Source organism: Sediminitomix flava (assembly GCF_003149185.1).
GTDB classification, from domain to species: domain Bacteria; phylum Bacteroidota; class Bacteroidia; order Cytophagales; family Flammeovirgaceae; genus Sediminitomix; species Sediminitomix flava.
Map to the genome: position 1 here is coordinate 79,646 of NZ_QGDO01000008.1, position 21,270 is coordinate 100,915.

Annotated in this window: 12 protein-coding genes; 7 read left to right on the forward strand and 5 right to left on the reverse strand. The window is 35.1% G+C overall.

Translation table 11 applies throughout. From position 1 onward, the window contains the following. Positions 1 to 290: 290 nt before the first annotated feature. From BC781_RS22110 to BC781_RS22120, 3 genes are all read left to right on the forward strand, one after another. Positions 291 to 2,165 (forward strand): carbohydrate binding domain-containing protein, encoded by a 1,875-nt coding sequence (locus tag BC781_RS22110; protein WP_109622066.1) that lies wholly within the window; start codon positions 291 to 293, stop codon positions 2,163 to 2,165. Between the two features lie 116 nt (positions 2,166 to 2,281). Next, positions 2,282 to 4,324: a T9SS type A sorting domain-containing protein gene (locus tag BC781_RS22115; protein WP_109622068.1), complete on the forward strand. Its 2,043-nt coding sequence runs from the start codon at positions 2,282 to 2,284 to the stop codon at positions 4,322 to 4,324. 252 nt (positions 4,325 to 4,576) lie between these two features. Next, positions 4,577 to 6,235, forward strand: a complete 1,659-nt coding sequence (locus BC781_RS22120; RefSeq protein WP_109622287.1) for an apiosidase-like domain-containing protein — start codon at positions 4,577 to 4,579, stop codon at positions 6,233 to 6,235. Between the two features lie 100 nt (positions 6,236 to 6,335). Here the strand turns inward: BC781_RS22120 and BC781_RS22125 are convergent, their stop codons facing one another. The 4 genes from BC781_RS22125 to BC781_RS22135 form a co-directional block, all read right to left on the reverse strand. Further along, positions 6,336 to 7,451: a flavin monoamine oxidase family protein gene (locus BC781_RS22125; protein WP_109622071.1), complete on the reverse strand. Its 1,116-nt coding sequence runs from the start codon at positions 7,449 to 7,451 to the stop codon at positions 6,336 to 6,338. A gap of 92 nt (positions 7,452 to 7,543) precedes the next feature. Then, entirely contained in the window at positions 7,544 to 8,122 is a 579-nt protein-coding gene (locus BC781_RS25675) for an alpha-L-fucosidase (RefSeq protein ID WP_211323939.1), read from the reverse strand. Continuing rightward, on the reverse strand, positions 8,115 to 9,053 hold the full coding sequence (locus BC781_RS25680) for an alpha-L-fucosidase (protein ID WP_211323941.1): 939 nt from the start codon (positions 9,051 to 9,053) through the stop codon (positions 8,115 to 8,117). The genes BC781_RS25675 and BC781_RS25680 overlap by 8 nt, the downstream gene beginning before the upstream one ends. 32 nt (positions 9,054 to 9,085) lie before the next feature. Then, positions 9,086 to 11,947 (reverse strand): glycoside hydrolase family 2 protein, encoded by a 2,862-nt coding sequence (locus BC781_RS22135; RefSeq protein ID WP_109622073.1) that lies wholly within the window; start codon positions 11,945 to 11,947, stop codon positions 9,086 to 9,088. A 167-nt stretch (positions 11,948 to 12,114) separates the two neighbouring features. Here BC781_RS22135 and BC781_RS22140 point away from each other — a divergent pair, with 167 nt between their 5' ends. From BC781_RS22140 to BC781_RS22150, 3 genes are all read left to right on the forward strand, one after another. Continuing rightward, positions 12,115 to 13,272, forward strand: coding sequence for a hypothetical protein (locus BC781_RS22140; protein WP_109622076.1), 1,158 nt, complete (start codon positions 12,115 to 12,117; stop codon positions 13,270 to 13,272). Between the two features lie 244 nt (positions 13,273 to 13,516). Next, a complete protein-coding gene (locus BC781_RS22145) occupies positions 13,517 to 15,754 on the forward strand; it encodes a glycoside hydrolase family 3 C-terminal domain-containing protein (RefSeq protein WP_109622078.1) in 2,238 nt (745 codons plus the stop codon). Positions 15,755 to 15,827: 73 nt separating this feature from the next. Further along, a complete protein-coding gene (locus BC781_RS22150; protein ID WP_109622080.1) occupies positions 15,828 to 17,699 on the forward strand; it encodes a sulfatase family protein in 1,872 nt (623 codons plus the stop codon). Positions 17,700 to 17,774: 75 nt separating this feature from the next. On the opposite strand, the gene BC781_RS22155 is transcribed toward BC781_RS22150, so the two are convergent. Further along, complete coding sequence (locus BC781_RS22155; RefSeq protein WP_109622082.1) at positions 17,775 to 19,172, reverse strand: glycoside hydrolase family 30 protein; 1,398 nt, start codon at positions 19,170 to 19,172, stop codon at positions 17,775 to 17,777. Between the two features lie 160 nt (positions 19,173 to 19,332). Between BC781_RS22155 and BC781_RS22160 the strand changes: the two genes are divergently transcribed. Then, positions 19,333 to 20,835 carry a helix-turn-helix transcriptional regulator gene (locus BC781_RS22160; protein WP_109622085.1) on the forward strand — a complete coding sequence of 501 codons (1,503 nt, stop codon included), beginning with the start codon at positions 19,333 to 19,335 and terminating at the stop codon, positions 20,833 to 20,835. Positions 20,836 to 21,270 lie beyond the last annotated feature (435 nt).

Consider the following 21,270-nt stretch of genomic DNA (forward strand, 5'->3'; position numbering starts at 1 on the left):
AGAATAAGGGGGCATATTTTTATGCTCTAAAAATGAAAGTAAACACGACTACTACAATCACCCCAAAGGTAAGTTTGAGTAAAAGACATCAATGATGAAAAAGTATGTCTTGTGTAATGCGCAGATATTTAGTGGTTTATGATTTTTGTTTTTGGATTCACAAGTTATAAAGGGGGGAATTCAGAATAAATGAAGGGTAATTTTACCTGTCCATTAAAAAGAATACTTTTTCTTCCTGTATTTCAATACATAATCGTCTAGGTTACACTTAACATTAAATAGATATTGAGATGCAGATTATACATAAACTACTCGTTTTTATATTGTTAGTGTCATCTTTTAAGACACTTGCTGATCCTCCAGAACCTAAAAAAGGATACCGATGGGTATTAAATAAAAGGTTTTCAGATGAGTTTAATGGGACTAGTTTGAATGGATTGAAGTGGAGAAATTACTTTGATGGTTGGAAAGGAAGACCACCAGCAAAGTTTGTCCCTTCTTCTGTTTCGGTAAAAGACGGGTATATGCAAATAAAAAATGCTATGCTTGATCAAGCTGATGGAAGCTATATCATAGCAGGCGGGGCTGTTCAGTCTTTAAGTTCAGAGGCTTCTTATGGTTATTACGAATGTCGTTTCAAATCATCGAAGATTAGAATGTCCACTACATTTTGGCTCTCAAATAAAAAAGAATTATTGGACGAAACGGAATGTACCACCGACCGTTACAGCCAAGAATTAGACATTTCCGAAACAGTAGGAGGACATACTGGGACGTTCCAAAATCATATGCATAGCAATACACATTATCGTCATATCCCTTGTGGTGAATCTAAAGAGGTATTTCATTCCGCTGGGGCTAAAAAAGAATTAGCTTCTACTGTTTGGGAAGATTTCCACACCTATGCTTGTTGGTGGGAAAATGCCTACACGGCTCATTTTTATGCAGATGGAGAATACTTTACTACTGTAGATTTTGATACTTCGATTGATGCGACAGCACCCTTTGATAGACCAATGCGTGTCAATATGGTCACGGAAACTTATGATTGGATAACTCCACCAGAAGAGGCAGATTTAAGAGATGATGCCATCAATACTTCTTATTATGATTGGATAAGAGCTTATACCTTAGTACCAATAGACGAAGTAATTGAGGAGGAAGTGATAGAAGAAACACCTTTATTGACTAATGCAGGTTTTGAAGAAGGAAACTTGAATGGATGGCAAACTTGGGGAAATGTGGTTGAGGTTGTTTCAGATAATTTTTATTCGGGTGAAAATGCCATACATGTAATTGGAGGCGGAGCACCAGAGCAGGTTATTTCGTTAAAACCTAACACTACTTATACACTCCGTTGTTATGCGAAAGTGGTTTCTGGAAGTATCAATCTAGGAGTAAAGGAAGGTGCAAGCGGTGCTGTGACTTGTAGCGGAAATTCTTATCAGAAATATGAATTAGAATTTACAACAGATGATAGTGGTAAAGTAAAAATTTACTTCTATGCGATAAAAGAAACAGACGAAGGTTATGCGGATGATTTTGAGCTGACTGAAAAAGATGCTGTAGTTCAAGAACCCGAAATATTTGAAATCTATACTGAAGAGTTAAGTTTCTCAGAAGATTTATCAGCTCTTGAAGTAGAGAATGAATATGAAATTTTGATGACCTACAAGGCAAACTTTGACAGAACGATCAAGCTGGTTTTAAAAGATAAAAATGGTAACTCTATTGCTGAAACAAGCCAAACCGTTTTAGCCGGATACGGTAAGGATTCTTTCACTTTGCCAGTGAATACAACACTTACTAAAGGCGAAAAATATATAATTGAAGCGAGTTTGTCTGATCAAGAGATAGGAGAAACAGTGACAAATATTTCACAAACAGTTCAGATTGGGCAAGTAGAAGAACCTCAAGAACCCACTACAATTTTAGGGACAGAAGATTTGGGCAGTATTCAAACCATTTTTCCCAATCCAGTAGAGACGGTATTAAACTTAAAAGGTATCGATGTAGGAAGCCAATTTAAAATATTTACGCTTCAAGGTCAGATGATTAGATCGGGTATAATTTCATCGGATACAATTCCTGTAGAATCCTTAAAAAGAGGAAGCTATTTACTTTCAATCAATGACAAATTGTACAGACGTTTTATCAAGAAATAGATTGACAACAATCTAGCTTATCTAATAAAATGATGTTGTTGGTTCCACGTAAGGAAAAATATTCTCATTAGCTAAGTACAACCTTTCATCTATTTATCATCTTAACCATCGATCCAATGAAAATAGTAAGTTTACTTTTTACAACTTTTTTTCTTTTTTCATTCACCTGCGTTTTTGGACAAAGTAATATCAATTATGGAGAGAATTATGTAGTTTTTGAGGCAGAAGATACAGACTCTCCATTAGGAAAATGGGCTTTACGAACTCCTTCAGACCCTAAATATTACAAAGGAGATGACCTAGAGGCGATCAACCAAACTTATATTGAATTTACTGGTGGTTGGGCTAGTAAAGAATCTCCTTTACACTATACTTTCACTTGTCCTAAAACGGGAAAGTATCGTTTACTCATGCGACTCTATCAGCCTCTTACCGAATCTGAAAAAGGTGATCAGAAAAATGATGTTTTTATTCGCCTTGAAGGAAATTATACGAGTGAAACTTCAAAGCCTAAAAGTGAATTAGAGAAAGATCATAAGTTTTGGGGAAGGGGAGTTCGAAAGTGGGGAACTTGTTATAGTCTAGAAATCGGTGGTGGTCATTTGCATGCACGCTATGGTTTGATTGAAGGTGAAGAATATACACTCATTATGTCTGGAAGATCGCCAGGAGCTAGTTTGGATTACATCATGTTTTATGAAGATACGCCTTCAAAAGGAATTGGAAATACTGATTTAGCAACACAATTTCCTGAAGAATATCGACCAGTGGTAGCTTCTGAGTCTATACAGATTGTCTCTTCTGATACTAGTATTAGAGATGGAAGTACGTTACAGCTAGGTGTGAATTTTGAACCTTCAAATGCAAATTCAACTGTTGTTTGGACTTCTTCCAATGAGCAAGTTTTCACAGTTGATGAAGACGGTTTGGTTCGGGCTATAGGAAATATAGGAGATAAAGCTACAGTCATTGTAAACAGTACCGTAAGTGATTTAAGTGCTGAAATAGAATTAGAAATTGTAGAATGGTATGCCATTTTGTTAGATGAGATTAATGTTTCACCTAAAAGTAATTATTTAGAAATAGGTGATACGAAACCATTGCAATTGGATATTAATCCATTAAATGCGGATGATACGTCTGTGACTTGGTCTAGTTCAGATGAAAAGGTTGCTACTATAAATCAACAAGGTTTGGTAGAAGCAGTAGGACTTGGAAATGCTACAATTACTGTTCAAGCCAACGATTCGGGGGAAGTAGCAACAACTACAGAAATTTTTGTAGGACAATTATATTCCCAAGCTATTTATTGGAATGCTAAAGAAATTATGGGAGAAGAGGATATTCTTACAGACGGGACATTAATTGAAGCTATTAATTTCTCAGGAGGAACAAATGCAAACGATTTTAATACTGTTTTAAATGGAGTTGAATTTGAAGGCTTAGTTAATGGTAGTGAAACAAACGAGTGGGATGGTCCTGAAAGCATGCATTTCTATAGTTCTTCTAAACAAGTCGTTCCAGAGACTACGGACATTTATGATGCTAATGTAGGGCTTTCACCTTTTGATAATGCGATGTCAAATTTTTTATGGGATGGAGCTGAAGGTCCCTCTAAAATAGCCATTAAAAATTTACAAGTAGGAGAAAAATACAAACTTCAATTCTTGGTCGGGGATACTAGAAGCAGTCAATCGGGATCTTATATTCTGATAGATGACCAATATGGTTCAAATAAAAAAACATCATATGCAGTGTCTAATGGCTTATCGATTATAGGTGAATTTGTAGCCCAAGAAAGTATGTTCTATTTCACTTTTGGGAAAGTTAAAGGAGGGGAGCAAACTGGTATTAATCTTAATGCTTATCAGTTACGAAAAGTACCAAATATCATATCAAGTTTCAGTGAATCGACTAAGAACCAAGGAGCTCTAATTTACCCTAATCCAAGTTCAGGTTCTATTTCCGTATCTTTGAAACAAGGTTTAGTAAATACACAAGTTTGTATCTACACCATGACTGGCAAATGTGTATATCAACAAGAGTTAAAAGAAAATAAACAAAGCATAGATGTTTCTAGCCTGTTTAATGGTTTATATATCATTCAAGTTGTAAATGATGAGACAACATTGACTCAAAAATTACAAATAGAAAAGTAGCCTAAGTACTAGGGCATATGAAAAGAGGTTTGTTTTCCATTCATAAAAATTTATTCCAAGTGGAGATTGTATTCCTTATTCAAATGGTAGTCTTCATTTCTTTAATCAAGTAAAGAAATGAAGGCTACAATTAAGTCAATCAACCATTATTTCTTCTATGATTGATCAATTAGAATGAAAATCGAAATTACCCAAATTCATATGTCCACCTACTTAAATAAAATTTTAAATTTAAACTATTTTTTTAAAGCCATGAAAAGTAAGATATTATATGCCCTTTTATTTTTTATTTCTTTTGCAAATATAGCTTTTGGGCAGATCAAGGTCTGGAATCATATTTCAGCTAAAAAAGGAATTACTTCTAAACAGTGGGTTGTAAATGACATTGTTTATAAAGTGCGTCAGAAAGTAGAAACGCCATTTAGAACAGAAGCGTATGCCAACGTTAGCAGTAATGGACAAATTCAGAAAATCCCATTATTTTATAACGGTGATAATGAATGGATTTTGAGATATTCTAGTGCCGAAATAGGAGTGAAGACATTCAGTATTGAATCAGAACTAAAGCAGCTTAATGGTAAAAAAGGCACCATTAGAATTACAAAAAATCAGAAAAAAAATAGACATGGAGCAGTGGTACTTCACAATGATAATCCACAACATTTTTTCTATGAAGATGGCAAGCATTATTTCAATTTAGCTTTTGAATGTGATTGGCTTTTTGCACTTGATTATGGAAAAGAAGAACTAGCGAAAACGAAACATTTACTTTCTTTACTTGAGCAAAATGGATTCAATCAAGTAGTCATGAATGTATATTCGCATGATGTTTCTTGGAAAAAAGATGACTTACTTTTAGAACATTCTGAACATGAATATGGTGGCAGACAAGATATTTTTCCGTTCTTAGGCTCAAATGATAACCCTGATTTCAATTCTCTGAATGTGGAATTCTTCAAACATTTTGATCAAGTCATTTCTGAAATGCACGATAAAGAAATTGTTAGCCATCTGATGATCTATGTCTGGAATAAATTGGTGAGCTGGCCTGATATGAATTCGGAAGCAGATAATTTATATTACGATTATGTGATCAAGCGTTATCAAGCATTCCCAAATATTGTGTGGGATGTCTCAAAAGAGGCACTTTATTATGGAAGAGCGACCAAAGAATATATCTCAGAGCGAATAGAAAGAGCAAGAAAATTAGATGCTTATGGAAGATTGATTTCTGTTCATGATTTTGGTTTTTGTAAAAATCATCCTAATGAAGTAGACTTTATTTCTATGCAGAATTGGCAACATACCTTGTATCAGAATATGATGGATGCCCGAAAGCAATTCCCTAAAAAGCCAATTTTTAATATTGAACATGGAGGTTATGAAGAGTCTCCATATGTCGTCTTTCCTGGAGCTTATGTAAATGCGGAAGCTTGTTTGAGAAGAAATTACATGTGTCTTTTTGCAGGAGGGTATTCTACTTATTATTGGCAGGGAGCTTCTTGGAATGTGGTAATTCATAATCCTTTTGAACAAGACGAAAGTTTTAAAAAGCCCCATTTTGAGTATTTCAAACATATGAGAAAATTGTTTGATTCAGTCAATTTTGAAAATTGTGAACCTTTGCCTTGGTACAACTCTAGTGGTTATAATTTAACCAATAAAAAGGATGGTATTGTATTGATGTATACTCCAAAAGAAAATAATTGGGTAGGAACGAATCAGGTCTTGAAAAAGAATTTTGATACCTCAAATGCAACGCAACAGTGGTTTAATACAATTACAGGTGAATTTACAGAAGAAAACAAGTTAGATATAAGGTCTTTTGCTTTTTGGGATGATCGCCCTTGGGAAGGAGAAGCAGATACCATTTTAATTATCCGAAACTTGAAACCTAAAAAAGATATTTAATGGAAAAGGTTAAACTTCATTGTCTAAAGTCATTTTATTAGGTGTAGAAAGAAATCACAGCTATATATTTTGTGAAAATTAATAGCTGTGCTTTTATTTATTAATTGCTTTTCAAAAGAGAATGAAGTCTTTCATACACTTTGTTAGCTGAAATTACAGCTCCTTCCATATAGCCTTCAAACTTGGTAGCTGTTTCTGTCCCTGCAAACAACAATTTATCCTTCATGTAGCTTTGTTGTAGTAACGGATGTCCATTATTTTGGTGTGGTCGATGTATGATTTGATGATCGCCGACGATGAATTCATCTGTCCAAACTTTATCAAAATAACTAATATAAGATAAAGCCTCATTGCCAAGAAGTTTCTTTAAATGTTCTAAGACAAATTCTTTTCGTTGTTCTTGAGAATAGGAATCAGTAGTAGGGTTCAAAAAGCCTGTGAAACCGAATTTATTTTCTTCAATATTCGTATGATCGTACATTTCTGAAATAATACCAGAGTGGCTGAATAAGAGTCCTGAGTATCCATTTTTTCTCCAAAATGCTTGTTCATATTCTACTACAAATTTAAGAGAACCAGACATCCATGTTTGTACCGTCGGTAAAACGGCTGAAAGCTCTTTTGGTAATTCGGGTGAAAATTGAATTTGAGAACCAATCAATTGAGGTGGTAAACATAAAATGACTTTATCTGCTGACAAAGATTCTCCGTCAGATGTGCGAAGCTCTAGCTCATTATCTACCTCCGAAATACTTGTCACTTTTGTATTTAGACTGATGTTTTGTCTGTCTAATTGTGCAACTAACGTATCAATAAGTTTTTGTGTTCCACCGGCTAACCGATATGATGGGCTTTCGTTTTCAGGTACAAAAAACTGTTGTGGAGGCTCAAATGAATTGGTTTGAAATAAAGAAATCCCTTCTGTAAACTGCTTATATTTCTGCAATCCTAACTCATCGATAAGGGCAAGAAAGTGTTGGTGCAAATCTGAAAACCAAGTTGCTCCCAATTCTAAGGGAGTATCATGTTTCCCTTTTATCGTTTGAATACGCCCACCTATTCTTGATGACGCCTCTACAATTTTAGCGTGTATATTATTTTTAGAAAGTAAATAGGCTAGGGTTAATCCACTTAATCCACCACCAACAATTATAATTCGCTCTTTCAATCTCTGCTGTTTTACCAAGTAAAAAGAAACTCCATTACTTTTCAGCATAGAGTTTCTACTAATGAATAATGATTATTCATTGAACAGGCATTGAAGTTTTTTGTTTCTAAATCATAGCTAGTATTTAATGGAAAAGTCTGCTATTCCAATTCAAACTTAAATACTTGAGCCAAATCATTATACTTCGTTTCTGGAAAAGTCAGATAGAGGGTTTCTGGTGTCAATTCCCAATTCACAGCCACATCAGTACCCAGTAAGCGTACATTTTTGATTTTACCTGGCGGAATATTTCTGTGATATCCTCCAATACTTCGCATCTGAATGCGCTTTCCTGCTTTGGGCTTTCCTAGAAAAAAGGCATAAAGTGCTTTTTTATCTTTCGACACCGTGAATCTGACATCTTTTGCCGTATAATGGATTTTGGAAGATTGTCCTCCATGACTTCCATCTGAAGCTTTTGCAGGACCATAGCCAAATATGGTATGCGGACGACTTTCATAGACAGCTTCGCCATTTACTTGAAGCCAATCTCCAATTTGTTTTAGAATCGCTCGTTGTTCCTGATTAATCACTCCGTCTGCTCTTGGTGAAACATTGAGCAATACGATCCCATTTTTGCTCCATACATCAATCATATTTCTGACCACCAAAGCAGCTTCTTTATAAGGATGTCCTTCTACATACATCCAACGACTTTCACCAAGTGTAATGTCAGTCATCCATAGGGTAGATATCTTTTTTACCGCCTTGTTCGATATCCAAAATACTCAGATTCAGAGGTAAATCTTCTTGTTTATGACAAAGTGCAACTTCTTTTTCATTTTCTAGACCTTTGTTCAGGTGATGAGCAGCCATTTGTAAGCGGTAGTTTTCTGGTATCAGATTTAGCCATGAGTCGTACCACAAAATATCTGGATGGTACTTGTCAACCACCTCATTTACTTGGTCTAACCAATACTGATTGAAGGTGTCTATATCTTCAAAGTTGCCGAATAGTTTTCGCAATTTTGGATCAGTAGTCGCAGTCGGAAGATCGGGAGCATATGGGTAGTGACTATTGTAGCCATTTTTTCCCCAGTTGCTTTCATTGCCTATATTTCGTTGTCCATTTCGGGCATGATGAAAAGTCGCAATTGTTTTCAAGTCTCTACTTTCTAATGCCTCAAACAATTCACCCAAAATATCTCTTTTGGGCCCCATTGCTTTCGCATTCCAAGGATTTATTTCACTTTGCCACATCGCAAATCCATCATGATGTTGGGCTACAGGGCCTGCAAATTTAGCACCTGTAGACTGAAATAATTCAGCCCATTCTTCAGGGTCGAAATGTTCTGCTCTAAACCTCGGTATAAAATCTTGGTATCCGAATTTCTCTATTTTGCCAAAATGTTCTTCATGAAACTGGTTGACTCGGCTTCCTCGCTTATACATATTACTCGGATACCAAGCACTTCCAAACGCAGGAACCGAATAGGGTCCCCAATGAAAATAAATGCCGAGTTTGGCATCCGTAAACCATTCGGGTGCGGCTTTGTGTTTAGCTAAAGATTCCCAATTGGCTTCGTATTTTTGCTTTTTAGCGTTTTGATTTTCTTGTTTTTGGCAAGCAAAAAGACCAAGGCACAAGCCGAAAAAAAGGATTTTATTCATGTTTTTAGAGTGCTAATAAAAGTGTTGAGAGTTTAGATTTTTGGGCTTTGTGTATTGAAATCAAAAGTGAGATGAATCCGTATCGGGTCATCATCATTTCCGAAATAGTTTTCTGTATGTCCTTGTGGCCCCATGGTTTCGGGTTGTTGGAATTTAGAACCAATACCAGGAATGTTCATGAGAAAAGAAATATCTCCTTCTGGAAATACAGGACTTACCTTCTTTTTAGGGTCTTGTGGTGGATTTTCGGGAGTAAGCATATGCAAATAGGTGAAAGGAGTGTGGCAATAAACTGTAAAACCATTTTCATTTTTACCTTCTATTTTTGCCCAATACAAATTGGAATAAAACCCTTTAAATTCGGGATATTCAAAGCCCGAAACCCCTGTGATTGTATTGTTGTAATCGTTTTGCCAAGTCTGAAAACGAGTGCCTTTCAGTCGGTTTCGCCATACTCGGTAGGGACCATCACCTAGCCATTTCATGCCCGAAACCTCAGTTTCTGGAAAAGTAAAAGAGATGCCTTTGTAATCTTGAACGATACGTTTTCCTTTAATCTCTACTTCCAATTCTAATAAAGCATTTGGGTGAATAGTCCAACTAATTTTATCAGAACTTAGCTCTACATGAGCTGCCCATTTTGGTGTTTTGTCGGTAGCAACAAATTGCGTGATGAGTTTTAGTTTTTCATCTTTTTTATCAATGTAAATCGTATCAATCGCATCGTTTTGTCCTAAAAGAATTGGGCCGTTTTCTAAGGGAATTACATGTCCTTCTTTTTTCACTTTCTGTAGAATCCCATTTTTTGCAGAAAACTGATATTCCATTTTACCAACCTTGAAATGGTATTCTTCTCCATGTTTTTTCCAACTAATTTTACTTTTAGTATTCAGAGTTTGAGTTTGTTCTATTTCAAGTTCATTGGCTTGCTGAATAGGATAGCTCCAAGTGAAAATTTCTTTTCCATACGGATCAAAGGCCGTCAAATGTAATGCATGAGCAGATTGCCAGTTTGGAGGTAATTCGACTTGAAAAAAGCCTTTTTGTTCGGGGGCTAAATCCGGAAATTCAAGCTGTTGTTGATCGAGTATATGCGACTTATTTTTTCCATTTGGCCCATCAAAAAGTAACCATTTTGCTTCTAGTTTACATTCTTTCAGATTCGTGAAATGATAACGATTTTCGATTCGGAATTTTCCATTAAAATCATCTCTGATAAAACGATCTTCTATGTAAATCGGAGACCATACTTCCTTGATCGTATAATAACTTCCTTCCTTTTCTCCGTAAGGGCCAACTATTCCATCGGCAGCATGATTTCCGTCTGTGTCGAGTTCTCCGTCTCGGTCTGTTCTCAGAATAGCTTCATCGGCAAAATCCCAAAGAAATCCACCTGCACTCAAAGGCATATGCCACATTTGTTGCCAATAATCATCCAAGCCAGCTCCATGACCACCATCGTACAAACCATGAAGAAACTCCGTAGGGAAATATATTTTATCTTGCGAGTATGCATCTCTTGCAAAAGCATGATACCTGAAATAATGTAACGTATTGGTTTTTTTGAAGATATTCCAAGGATGAATCACTTCTCTTTTTTGAATATCCCAAATGGCATAGTCATCATCTAAATCGGTATTCCAGCCTGTTTCATTGCCATTTGCCCAAAGTAAAATACTCGGATGATTCACGTCTCTGACCACTAATTCTTTTACAAGTTTGTGGCTAAGTTCAGTATCAAGTTTGGGGCTATGCCAAGTACAAAGCTCATCAATGACGAAAAGCCCTAAGGAATCACAGACTTCCAAAAAATGAACATCTGGAGGATAATGCGACATACGAACGGCATTCATATTCATATCTTTCATCATGTTTACATGTTCGATGCTGAGTGCTTTAGAAGTTGTTCTTCCAGATTCGGGATGAAATGAATGTCTGTTTACCCCTTTAAACTTGATCCGCTGACCATTGACGTAAACACCATCACTTTCTCTGAGTTCTACTGTTCGAAAGCCAATTCGTTGGTTGTACTGATGTAGTGTTTTTCCTTTTTTATCTTTAAGCAGAAACGTCAATTGGTAAAGATTTGGTTGTTCAGGATTCCATGTTTGAATGTTCTGAGCTTTAGTGTTCAGCTTCCACTTTGCATCTGATTTTTCAATCTTAGAAATTGGTAAATCTTGAAGTTTATTCCCCTTTAAATCTTGCAGTTCCAAAGTGACATATTGAGCCGCATTTGAATGAAGAAAAATATCGGTAGAAATGTCTCCAGTCATTTCTGCATTTATGGCTACTCTTTCTATGTTTTCTTTAGGAAAGGCTTCTAGATATACAGGACGGTAAATTCCTCCAAAAACCCAAAAATCAGCTTTACGTTCTGCGTAGTTTACAGATTCATTTGCAGAAACTTTATCTACTTTTATTTCTAAAAGATTCTCTTTTCCATAATGAATTAGTTTACTGATCGAATATTTAAATTCGTAGAACGAGCCTTGATGAATTTCACCTGCTCGCTTCCCGTTGATCTTGACTTCTGCATCGGTCATGACACCTTCCAAAACGATTTTGATTTCTCTTCCTTTCCAGTCTTTTGAAACCTTAAATTTATGACGATATAAGCCATATTCTTTCGCACGATCTTCCATAGGGTCATGTCCGTAATTGTATGCTCCAAAACCCTGTTGTTCCCAACATGAAGGCACTTCAATCTTTGTCCATTTTCCACTATTTCGTCCTTCCGAACAGAAGAAATCCCAAGTCTTGGTATCGTCTTTACTCGTACCCGACAAGTATTGTCTTTCGGTATGAATGGACTGTTGAGCCAACGATAAAATCGGAATAAAAAAAGAAAGTAGTAGAAGTACGTTTATACTTGATTTGATACGCTTGTACATAATTGATATTGACTATGTTTTTATTGTGTAAATACAGCTAAAAACCTTATTTTAATGAGAATTAACGAAGCTTTAACGGTTGCTATAACGGTTTTATGGAATTCTATAAACCAAAAAAAATAGCCTAAAGCGGGGGTGTTTTTTTATTTTTAGAAACTGTGTTTTTTATGATTTCGAAGGAAGAAAAATTAGTGTTGGTAGAACGTATAGTTGGGAGTGATACATTTAAGAAAGCTCCAAGTAGTTCTGCTATGCTTCGATATTTGGTAGAAGTAAATATTGAAGACCGTTTCTTGAAAGAAGGAATCATAGATTTGGAGTTTTTTGGAGGAAAACCAAATGAAATTCGAAATAACCCGAGGGTGCGAGTAAACATTTATAACCTTCGAAAAAAGTTGGACGCTTATTATCAAAATGAAGGAGTATCTGATGTGTGGAAACTTCAAATTGATAAAGGACAATATGGTCTGCGTTTTGAAAAACAAATGGCAGAAACAAGTACCCCAAAACATATACAAATTAGACCGTTAGTACCGTATTTTTTAGGAATGATACCCGTCTTCATTCTTGCTTTTTTTCAATTACCCAACCATCCACCAAAGGTTTGGGAGTCTTTTTTTGAAAGTGAACAAACTACGAATCTTTACATTGGTGATTCTTTTGGTTTTGGAGGGAAAACCATATCAGGACGGAATGGTTGGACAAGAGATTTTAGCGTAAATAGCTTAGAGGAGTATTATCAGTTCGTGAAGGAAAACCCAAATCTTGCCCAAAAGACAAAATCTTCTAATTATACCTATTCAACAAGAATGGCAGAGCATGCAAGTCATGATTTGAGCCGTTTATTTACCCAGTTTGAGAATGATTTTGAGATTAAATATGCAAGTAAAAGTAGTTTTTCAGACCTAAAAAAAGACCATTCGATTTATGTGGGCAGGCTAAAAGATCAGAAGAATTTCGTTTATCTATTTAATGAAGCGAATCCGTATTTTGAACTTAATGATCGTATGATCACTTTTTCGGGACATCCCATTTTAGCTGATACAAGTTTACAACTGATTCAGAATAAGACAGAAACCGACTATGCTTTGGTCTCTAGAATGAAAGGCCCCGAAAATACAGCGCAGTTTTTCTTTTTCTCAGATCATGATATTGGTGTAATGGCAACAGTAGAGTATTTCACGAATCTAGACTCTTTGACAAGTTTTGAAAATCGTTACCTCAAAGAAGATGATTGTTTTACAGCAATTTATAAGGTGAAAGGACAAGAAAGGGTAAATCTAGCCATGGAAATGGTAATGGTTGTTCCATTTACCCCATTTTAATTCTACAGATTTAGTGCTATGAAGTTTCATAAACTCAAAAACTCTACATAGGGATAAATACATTATTCATTGGATAAATCAGTGAGTTAATCCCTGTGTCTTATTTCATAAAATTGGAATGAAAAGGAAGGTAAACTAATAATTATAAATTCTTACCCTCTTATTCTACTATTATACCTATCCTCCAATTTAGATGTTCTTTCTATTTTCAAGCGAACAGATTTTTAAGAAGTAAGACCAACACATGAAACTAAACATTACAAAAATACAGGGATTCAATATACCACCCATTTTTTTAAAGTTGGGAGGCACAATTACATTACTGATTAGTTTTTTTTCAGTTCAATCCCAGGACGTCGATTTATCATATTTTGATCATACCATTCCGCTAGATGACAGAGTGGAGCTTTTGGTAAGTCAGATGACCATAGATGAAAAAATAGCGCAATTAGGAAATGCAGCTCCTGCTATCCCAAGGTTGAATGTACCAGAATATAATTGGTGGAATGAGGCATTGCATGGTGTTGCAAGAAATGGTAAAGCAACAATTTTCCCACAAGGCATAGCTATAGGAGCGACTTTCGATCCAGATTTAGCAAAGCGAGTGGCTACAGCTATTTCTACTGAAGCCCGAGCAAAGTTTGAAATATCTCAAGCCATGGGCAACCGTAGTAAATACGCAGGTCTAACTTTTTGGACTCCCAATGTCAATATTTTCAGAGATCCAAGATGGGGAAGGGGACAAGAAACATATGGTGAAGACCCATTCCTAACTTCAAAAATAGGTGTGGCTTTTGTAAATGGTCTTCAAGGGAATGATGAAACTTATCTTAAAACGGCTGCATGTGCGAAACACTTCGCTGTTCATTCTGGACCTGAAGAGTTACGACATGAGTTTAATGCAGAGCCATCTAAGAAAGATTTCTATGAAACATATCTACCAGCTTTTGAGGCATTAGTGAAAGAAGGAAAAGTAGAGGGTGTGATGGGTGCATACAATGCGGTTTATGGTAAACCCTCGGCAGCAAATCCTCTTCTTTTGCAAGATATACTTAGAGAAAATTGGGGCTTTGATGGTTACATTACTTCGGATTGCGGTGCTGTAAGTGGAATAGCACATAAAATGCATTATACAAAAACGGGGGTAGAAGCAGCTGCTGTAGCTTTGCAAAGTGGTACCAATTTGAATTGTGGTCAGACTTATGCGAATAATCTGAAAAAAGCTTTAGTAAAAGGTTTAATTACAGAGGACTTGTTGCATCAACGTACGGTACAACTTTTCAAAACTCGATTCCGATTGGGCATGTTTGATGATTCAAAACAGAATAAATACACTCAGATTTCTTCCGAAAATATTCATAGTGATGAACATGTAGCTTTAGCAAGAGAAGCAGCTCAAAAGTCAATAGTCTTATTAAAAAATAAAGAGAATATTTTACCCCTATCTAAAGATATCAAAGTGCCTTATGTTACGGGTCCGTTCGCTAATTCTGCAGATATGCTTATGGGAAGCTATTACGGAATTAGTCCAAATTTGGTGACAATCTTAGAAGGTATTAGCAATACAGTTTCTCTGGGTACTTCTTTGAATTATAGAAGTGGAGCCTTGCCTTTCCAAAAGAATTTAAATCCTAAAAATTGGGCACCACACGTAGCTGCTGAATCTGATGTAACTATTTGTGTGGTAGGTACAACTGCAGATATGGAGGGGGAAGAAGTTGATGCAATCGCTTCGGCTAATATGGGGGATCGAAAGGATTTAAAATTGCCACAAAATCAGATTGATTATATCAAAGAATTGGCTGATTATAAAAAAGGACCTTTGGTATTGGTGATTGCAAGCGGTAGTCCTGTTTCATTAGAAGGAATTGAGGAACACTGTGACGCCATTTTACAGATTTGGTTTCCTGGAGAGCAAGGTGGAAATGCTGTTGCTGATGTTCTTTTTGGAGATGTTTCTCCCTCGGGGAAATTACCGATCACTTTCCCCAAAAATATAGCACAATTACCTGCTTATGAAGATTACTCGATGAAGGGTAGAACTTATAAATTCATGGAAGAAGAACCTCTTTTCCCGTTTGGTTTTGGTTTATCCTATTCAAAATTCACGTACTCTGATCTTGAAATTTCTAGTCAAAAAATAAAATCAAAAGATGAAGTGACTATTTCTTGTGTGGTATCAAATATTGGAAAGCAAATAGCAGAAGATGTAGCTCAACTTTATCTGATTCCAACAGAAGGAGATGAACTTACGGCTAAATATATGCTGAAAAGTTTTGAGCGTGTTCGACTTAATGCGGGTGAGTCTAAAAAAGTTACATTTAAACTTTTGGCAGAGGAACTCAAGATGTTTAATTCAGAGGGAGAGAAAGAATGGAGAAAAGGAAAATATAAACTAGCAATTTCAAATGCATTGCCCTCTGAAAGAAGTTTAGAACTCGGAGCTTCTACACCAGTAGAGACATTGATCAATTTGAAATAACTAATTGAATAATTATTGGAGAAGGTGCTGATTAGAATTAGTTAGTGCCTTTTTCTATTTACATTTTTCAACTATGAAAAAATTCATATTATTCTCAATATCATATTTGTTACCATACTTACTTTTTGCACAACAACAGCGACCAAATATTGTTTGGTTGACAACTGAAGACAATTCTGCAAGTTGGTATCGATTGTATAATCCCGAGCATGGCGCCCCAATGCCAAATATTGAGAAATTGGCAGAACATGGTATTGTATTCAATAATGCTTATTCAAATGCTCCTGTTTGTTCTACTGCTAGAAGTACAATTATTTCTGGTTTGTATGGGCCAAAAATTGGAGCGCATTATCATCGTGCAGAACAGAAAGTAAAGATGCCTAAAGGCCTTAAACTTTTTCCTTATTACTTGCGACAAGCAGGTTACTATACGACTAACAACAGCAAACAAGATTATAATTTTGTTGCTGAAGATGTAAATGGAGTTTGGGATGAAAGTTCAAGAAAAGCAAGCTTTAGAAATAGGGAAGAAAATCAACCATTTTTTCATGTTCAAAACTTCTATGATACTCATGAAGGTCAGATGTTTGGTGAGCTGAAGGAAGGAATTGAAGATATCGGAAATCCATCAGAAGTAGAATTATTTCCTTATCATCCAGATACTGATACCTTCAGAAAGAAATATGCACAATACATTTCATTGAATCATTATGTAGATAAAAAAGTTGGAAGGCTGATTCAACAGTTGGAAGATGATGGTTTATTAGACGATACTTTTATTTTTCATTATGGAGATCATGGAGGAGTATTGCCGGGAGGAAAAGGATATGCTCATAATGATGGATTGCAAGTCGCAATGGTTGTTCACGTGCCCAAGAACTGGAAACATTTATCACCAGTTTCAGAGGGTAGTAGAGTGGATGGTTTTGTAGAGTTTGTTGATTTATCAGCTACAGTTCTAAATTTGGCAGGGATCAAAATTCCCGATCTAATAGATGGTAAACCATTTTTGGGGAAGGGAGTTTCTATAGAAAAATTAGCTAAAAGAGATGAGACTTTTGGCTATGCAGACCGATTTGATGAAAAATATGATATGGTACGTTTTCTTCGAAAAGGGAAATATAGTTATTGGAGAAGCTATCAACCTTTTAATTTTGATGGTTTACATAATTCATACAGATACAAACAAGAAGCTTTCAGAGAATGGAGAGCACTTGCAAAAAAAGGAAAGTTGAATGATGAGCAATTGGCATTTTATCATAAGCGTTTACCAGAACAGTTATTTGATTTAGAAAATGATCCGCATGAAGTGAATAATCTGGCATTGGACCCTGCTTATGCATCCGTTCTTTTAGAGATGAGAAAACTCATGCATGATAGAGTTAGTGATATGCCTGATCTTTCATTCTATCCTGAGTCCTTCTTACTGAAGGGCATAACAACTGATGGAGTTTCTTTTGGTCAAGAGCATAAAACTGAAATAAGAAAGTTAATTGATATTGCAGACTTACAACTTCAATCTTTCGCTATGGTGAAAAAGAAGATTGGAAAGGCTTTAAACTCAAAGAATAATTTTGAACGATATTGGGCATTAATTAATTGTAGTGTTTTTGGGGAAGAAGCAAATCAGTTTTATAGCCAAGCAGAGGAAATGGCTAAAAATGATACAGATATTTTTGTACGAATGAGAGCAGCTGAGTTTTTGGGATTGACAGGTAGAATCAACCCTAAACCATTGTTATTAGATATCTTGGAACAATGTCCGGATCAAATTGCAGCTAACTTGGTTTTGAACACAATAGTACTTTTAAGTGAGCTTACACCCATGAAATTAACACTCAATGATTTAGACCAAAGCAAATGGAAAAACGTGGAAGGTAATATCTCAAATCGATTTTTGTATTTGAGAGAATTAGCCAACTCAAGTCAATTTTTAGAAAATTAGTTTTCATTTTCTTATTAATGTCAAAAGTCCTGTAAACGCTAGTACTGTTTACAGGACTTTTTTGAATGTTTTGTTTTATAATTTCTTATTGTCTAGATTATAAACTATAGCTGTGATCCCTTTGGCAGGGATTTTAAAGTCTCTTATTTCGCCATTAATTTTAAGACGATAAGGAGCCTCTTTTTCATCGGTATTCTGAATTAGAATTTTCACTTTTCCATCTGGACTTTTCACTGTAATCATTGGTCGATGACTTGTAGATGCCACTCTGATATCATTTGGTTTAATAAAGTGTCCTAAAATATACATGGCATTATAGTCAGGATTGTACTGAATCGTTTTCTTTTCTCTGTCAATATTGATGAGTGAATTTTGTTTCCAATCCCAACCACTCTTGGTTGTTTCATTCAAAATCATGTTCCAATAGCAGTAGTTAGTCAAACCACTATTGATGTAGTCTGCCGCTTCTTCAAGTCGATGTTCAGCCTGTTCAACACTGTTTTTACCGTTGTAACAATGTCCTTCAGTATGGAACATTTTTATATTAGCTTGCATTCTTACAGCATCTGTTATGATAGATTTACTTGTATATTGAAGTCCAATTCCATCTATTTTATCTGCATTTTCCATACCCAAAAATTCGATCATATCCAGATTTAATGCCGTTCGGAATGTACCAGCAAAAACTTTGGTATTGAGTTTCTCTTTTTTGAATGTAGGAATTATATACTGATGAGCAAGTTTCAGCATTTGAGCAGGTGGCATCGTACAACTTGGGTATTTTGTATTGGCATCGTTCTCATTCTGAACACAAATCCGATTTATCTTGACACCTTCACTTTCATAAGCCTTTACATACTCAGCAAAATATTTTGCATAAGCTTTGTAAACTTTATTTTCATCTCTGAATGTATTTGGTTTTTCAGTAAGCCCAGTCATTGAATTATTGTTTTTCATCCACGCTGGTGGACTCCAAGGAGAACCAAATATTAAGAGATCAGGATTTATTGCTAAAGCAGCTTTGAGGTATGGTAGTACAAACTTTTGATCTCTTTCAATTGAAAAGTAATCCATATTATAATCTTCTGGAGTTTCAGAGTAGCTGTAGGCATCAATGCCAAAATCACTTGCCCCAATTGCTGTCCGACAAAAGGTAAATCCAGCTTTATCTTTATCGAATAAATTTTGTAATACTTCTCTTTGTAGTTTGTGATCTAAACTAAGTAATGCCTCTCCTCCAATTTCATTGAATGCGCCACCAATCCCTTCTATGGTTTGGTGTTCAATATTGGGGTAAACCTTTATTTCATGACCCCATCTTATTTTTTCAGAAGTTTCTGTAAATGGAATTTGTTTAAGAGGTTGTGCTTGGCCCTTTTCTAAACTCACATAGAATAAATCAATATTTTGTTTGTCTTGAGCGAAAGTCTGAATGGAAAGTATTAATCCTAAAAAGTAGAATAGTTTTTTCATTGTATTGTCTTTGATTTAACTTTATAGGAATGTATTTATTCTAGATTTAAGGATTAAAAAAAGGAGATGGACATTATATGGACTTGAAGAATTTTGGCTATTTTTAGAATAATTTACACCCCCAAGTTTAGAGCAAACTAACATTAATTTCATTTTGAGCGTGCATCATACTTTTTTATACATTCTTTTTCTTGGACTATTTTTTTCTACGAATAATAAAGTTCTAGCAAACGATATTACATCAGGAGTAAAATTAGATTCGGTTGTAAGTAGTACAGAGGCTAAACTTAAGCAAGTTCAGTATTATACAGGTATAGCTGATTATCCGAAAGCTTACGATCAGATTTGGGAAGTTTTAGCTCTTGCTAATTCAATCCAAAATCATGAACTGACATATAAGGCATACAAGCAGCTTTCAATGTTATATTCTATTTTTCATCAGAAGAAAAAGGCTATTGAAAGCATCGATTCCATGTTTTACTATGCTCAAAAGACAACAAATTCTCATTCTTTGGAACATAAAGGGAAATTGCATTTTACCGCTGCACTTACATATCGAATGAATGAGCAGTTTGATTTGGCTCAGAAGGAACTTCGTATTTGTGAACAGATCCAAGATTCATTACAAACGCCTATGGATGAAAGGATATTTGTTTTGGCAGAAAAAGCACATCTCAATACCATAAATGGTTATTTTTCTGAAGCTGAAAATTTACTTGCTGAAATATCAAATCACACTTCAGTTGAGAATGCCTATTCTTCGATTCTTTATTCAATGTGGGGTGATTTATATGCTAAAAAAGGGGAGAAGAAAAAAGCACTCAAATTTTATGAACAGAGTCTTGATGCTATTTCTTTAAATAAAACTCGTATTGGACTAAAAGTAGAGTTATTAGAGAAAGCTTCTGAGCTTAACTTTGAATTAGGTGATTATCAAGCGGCTTTTTTACAGATGACAGAATCTAAGAAATTAGGAGATCAATTGTTTGGGAGTCAGAGCAAACAGAATTTACATTTACTCGAAATAAAGGATTCTTATAGGAAAGCTTTAGTTGAGCATCAAAAAGTTGAAAAGGCTCAAGCATTTCAACTCCTAGAAACTGAAAAAGAAAAACTTCAACAACAATTGATCTTTAGTCTACTCCTTATCTGTATTACAATTTTCGCGTCATTTTATATTATAAGTTTAGTCCGTAAGAAACATCTTCTTCAGCAAAAATATGTAGAAGAACAAGCGAAGAAAGATTTAGAAGTAAAGAAAAAGGAGTTGACAGTAACAGCACTTCAACTGATTGAAAAGGATAAACTTTTAGATGAGATTAAATTAAGATTAGAAAAGATTCAAACGGAAAAAGACTACACCTCTGTTGAACGTATTAGAAGTACAATCAATGTAAATACTACACGAACTTGGGATGAGTTTGAAGCTAGATTTGTACAAGTAAACACTAAATTTTATGCTTCATTAAATGAAAAACATCCAAATCTGAGTCCAAATGAACGAAAGCTTTGTGCTTTAATCAAATTAAATTTTTCCAGTAAAGAAATGGCTGAATTACTTGGTGTTACAGCTGAAAGTATAAACAAAGCCCGTTATCGTTTAAGGAAAAAATTAGGACTGAATCGAGATGACAATCTTGTGATTTATATTGAGAATATTTAAATCAGTATTTACTTTTTACTTCCTTTTATTAGTATATCTCTAAGAGTTATGAGGTATAAATAAGATTTGAGATTCTTTACCGATGATTCACCTAAGTCATTACGTAAAAAATTAACTTCTATCTTACTTTGATTTTATCTCTTTGTTGGTATCCTTTTTAATTTTTGCTCTAATCGTTCTTATCCAAATTAAAATTATGTATAGGGAAAATAGATAAATCCCAGATCTAATATCAGTCTCCCCAAGTTGATATATTACAAATAAAATTGAAGCAAAGAAGACCGTATCCAAAACCTCTGGAAAAGTTTTAGCGATATTCTTTATATGTTCTATAAATTGATTTCTGGTGACTTTATATTTTCCATTAGCTAAAAAATATATCATAAAGAGGTATAATGGAAAGATTAGAAAAATTGAAGCTATAAGAATTTGTTT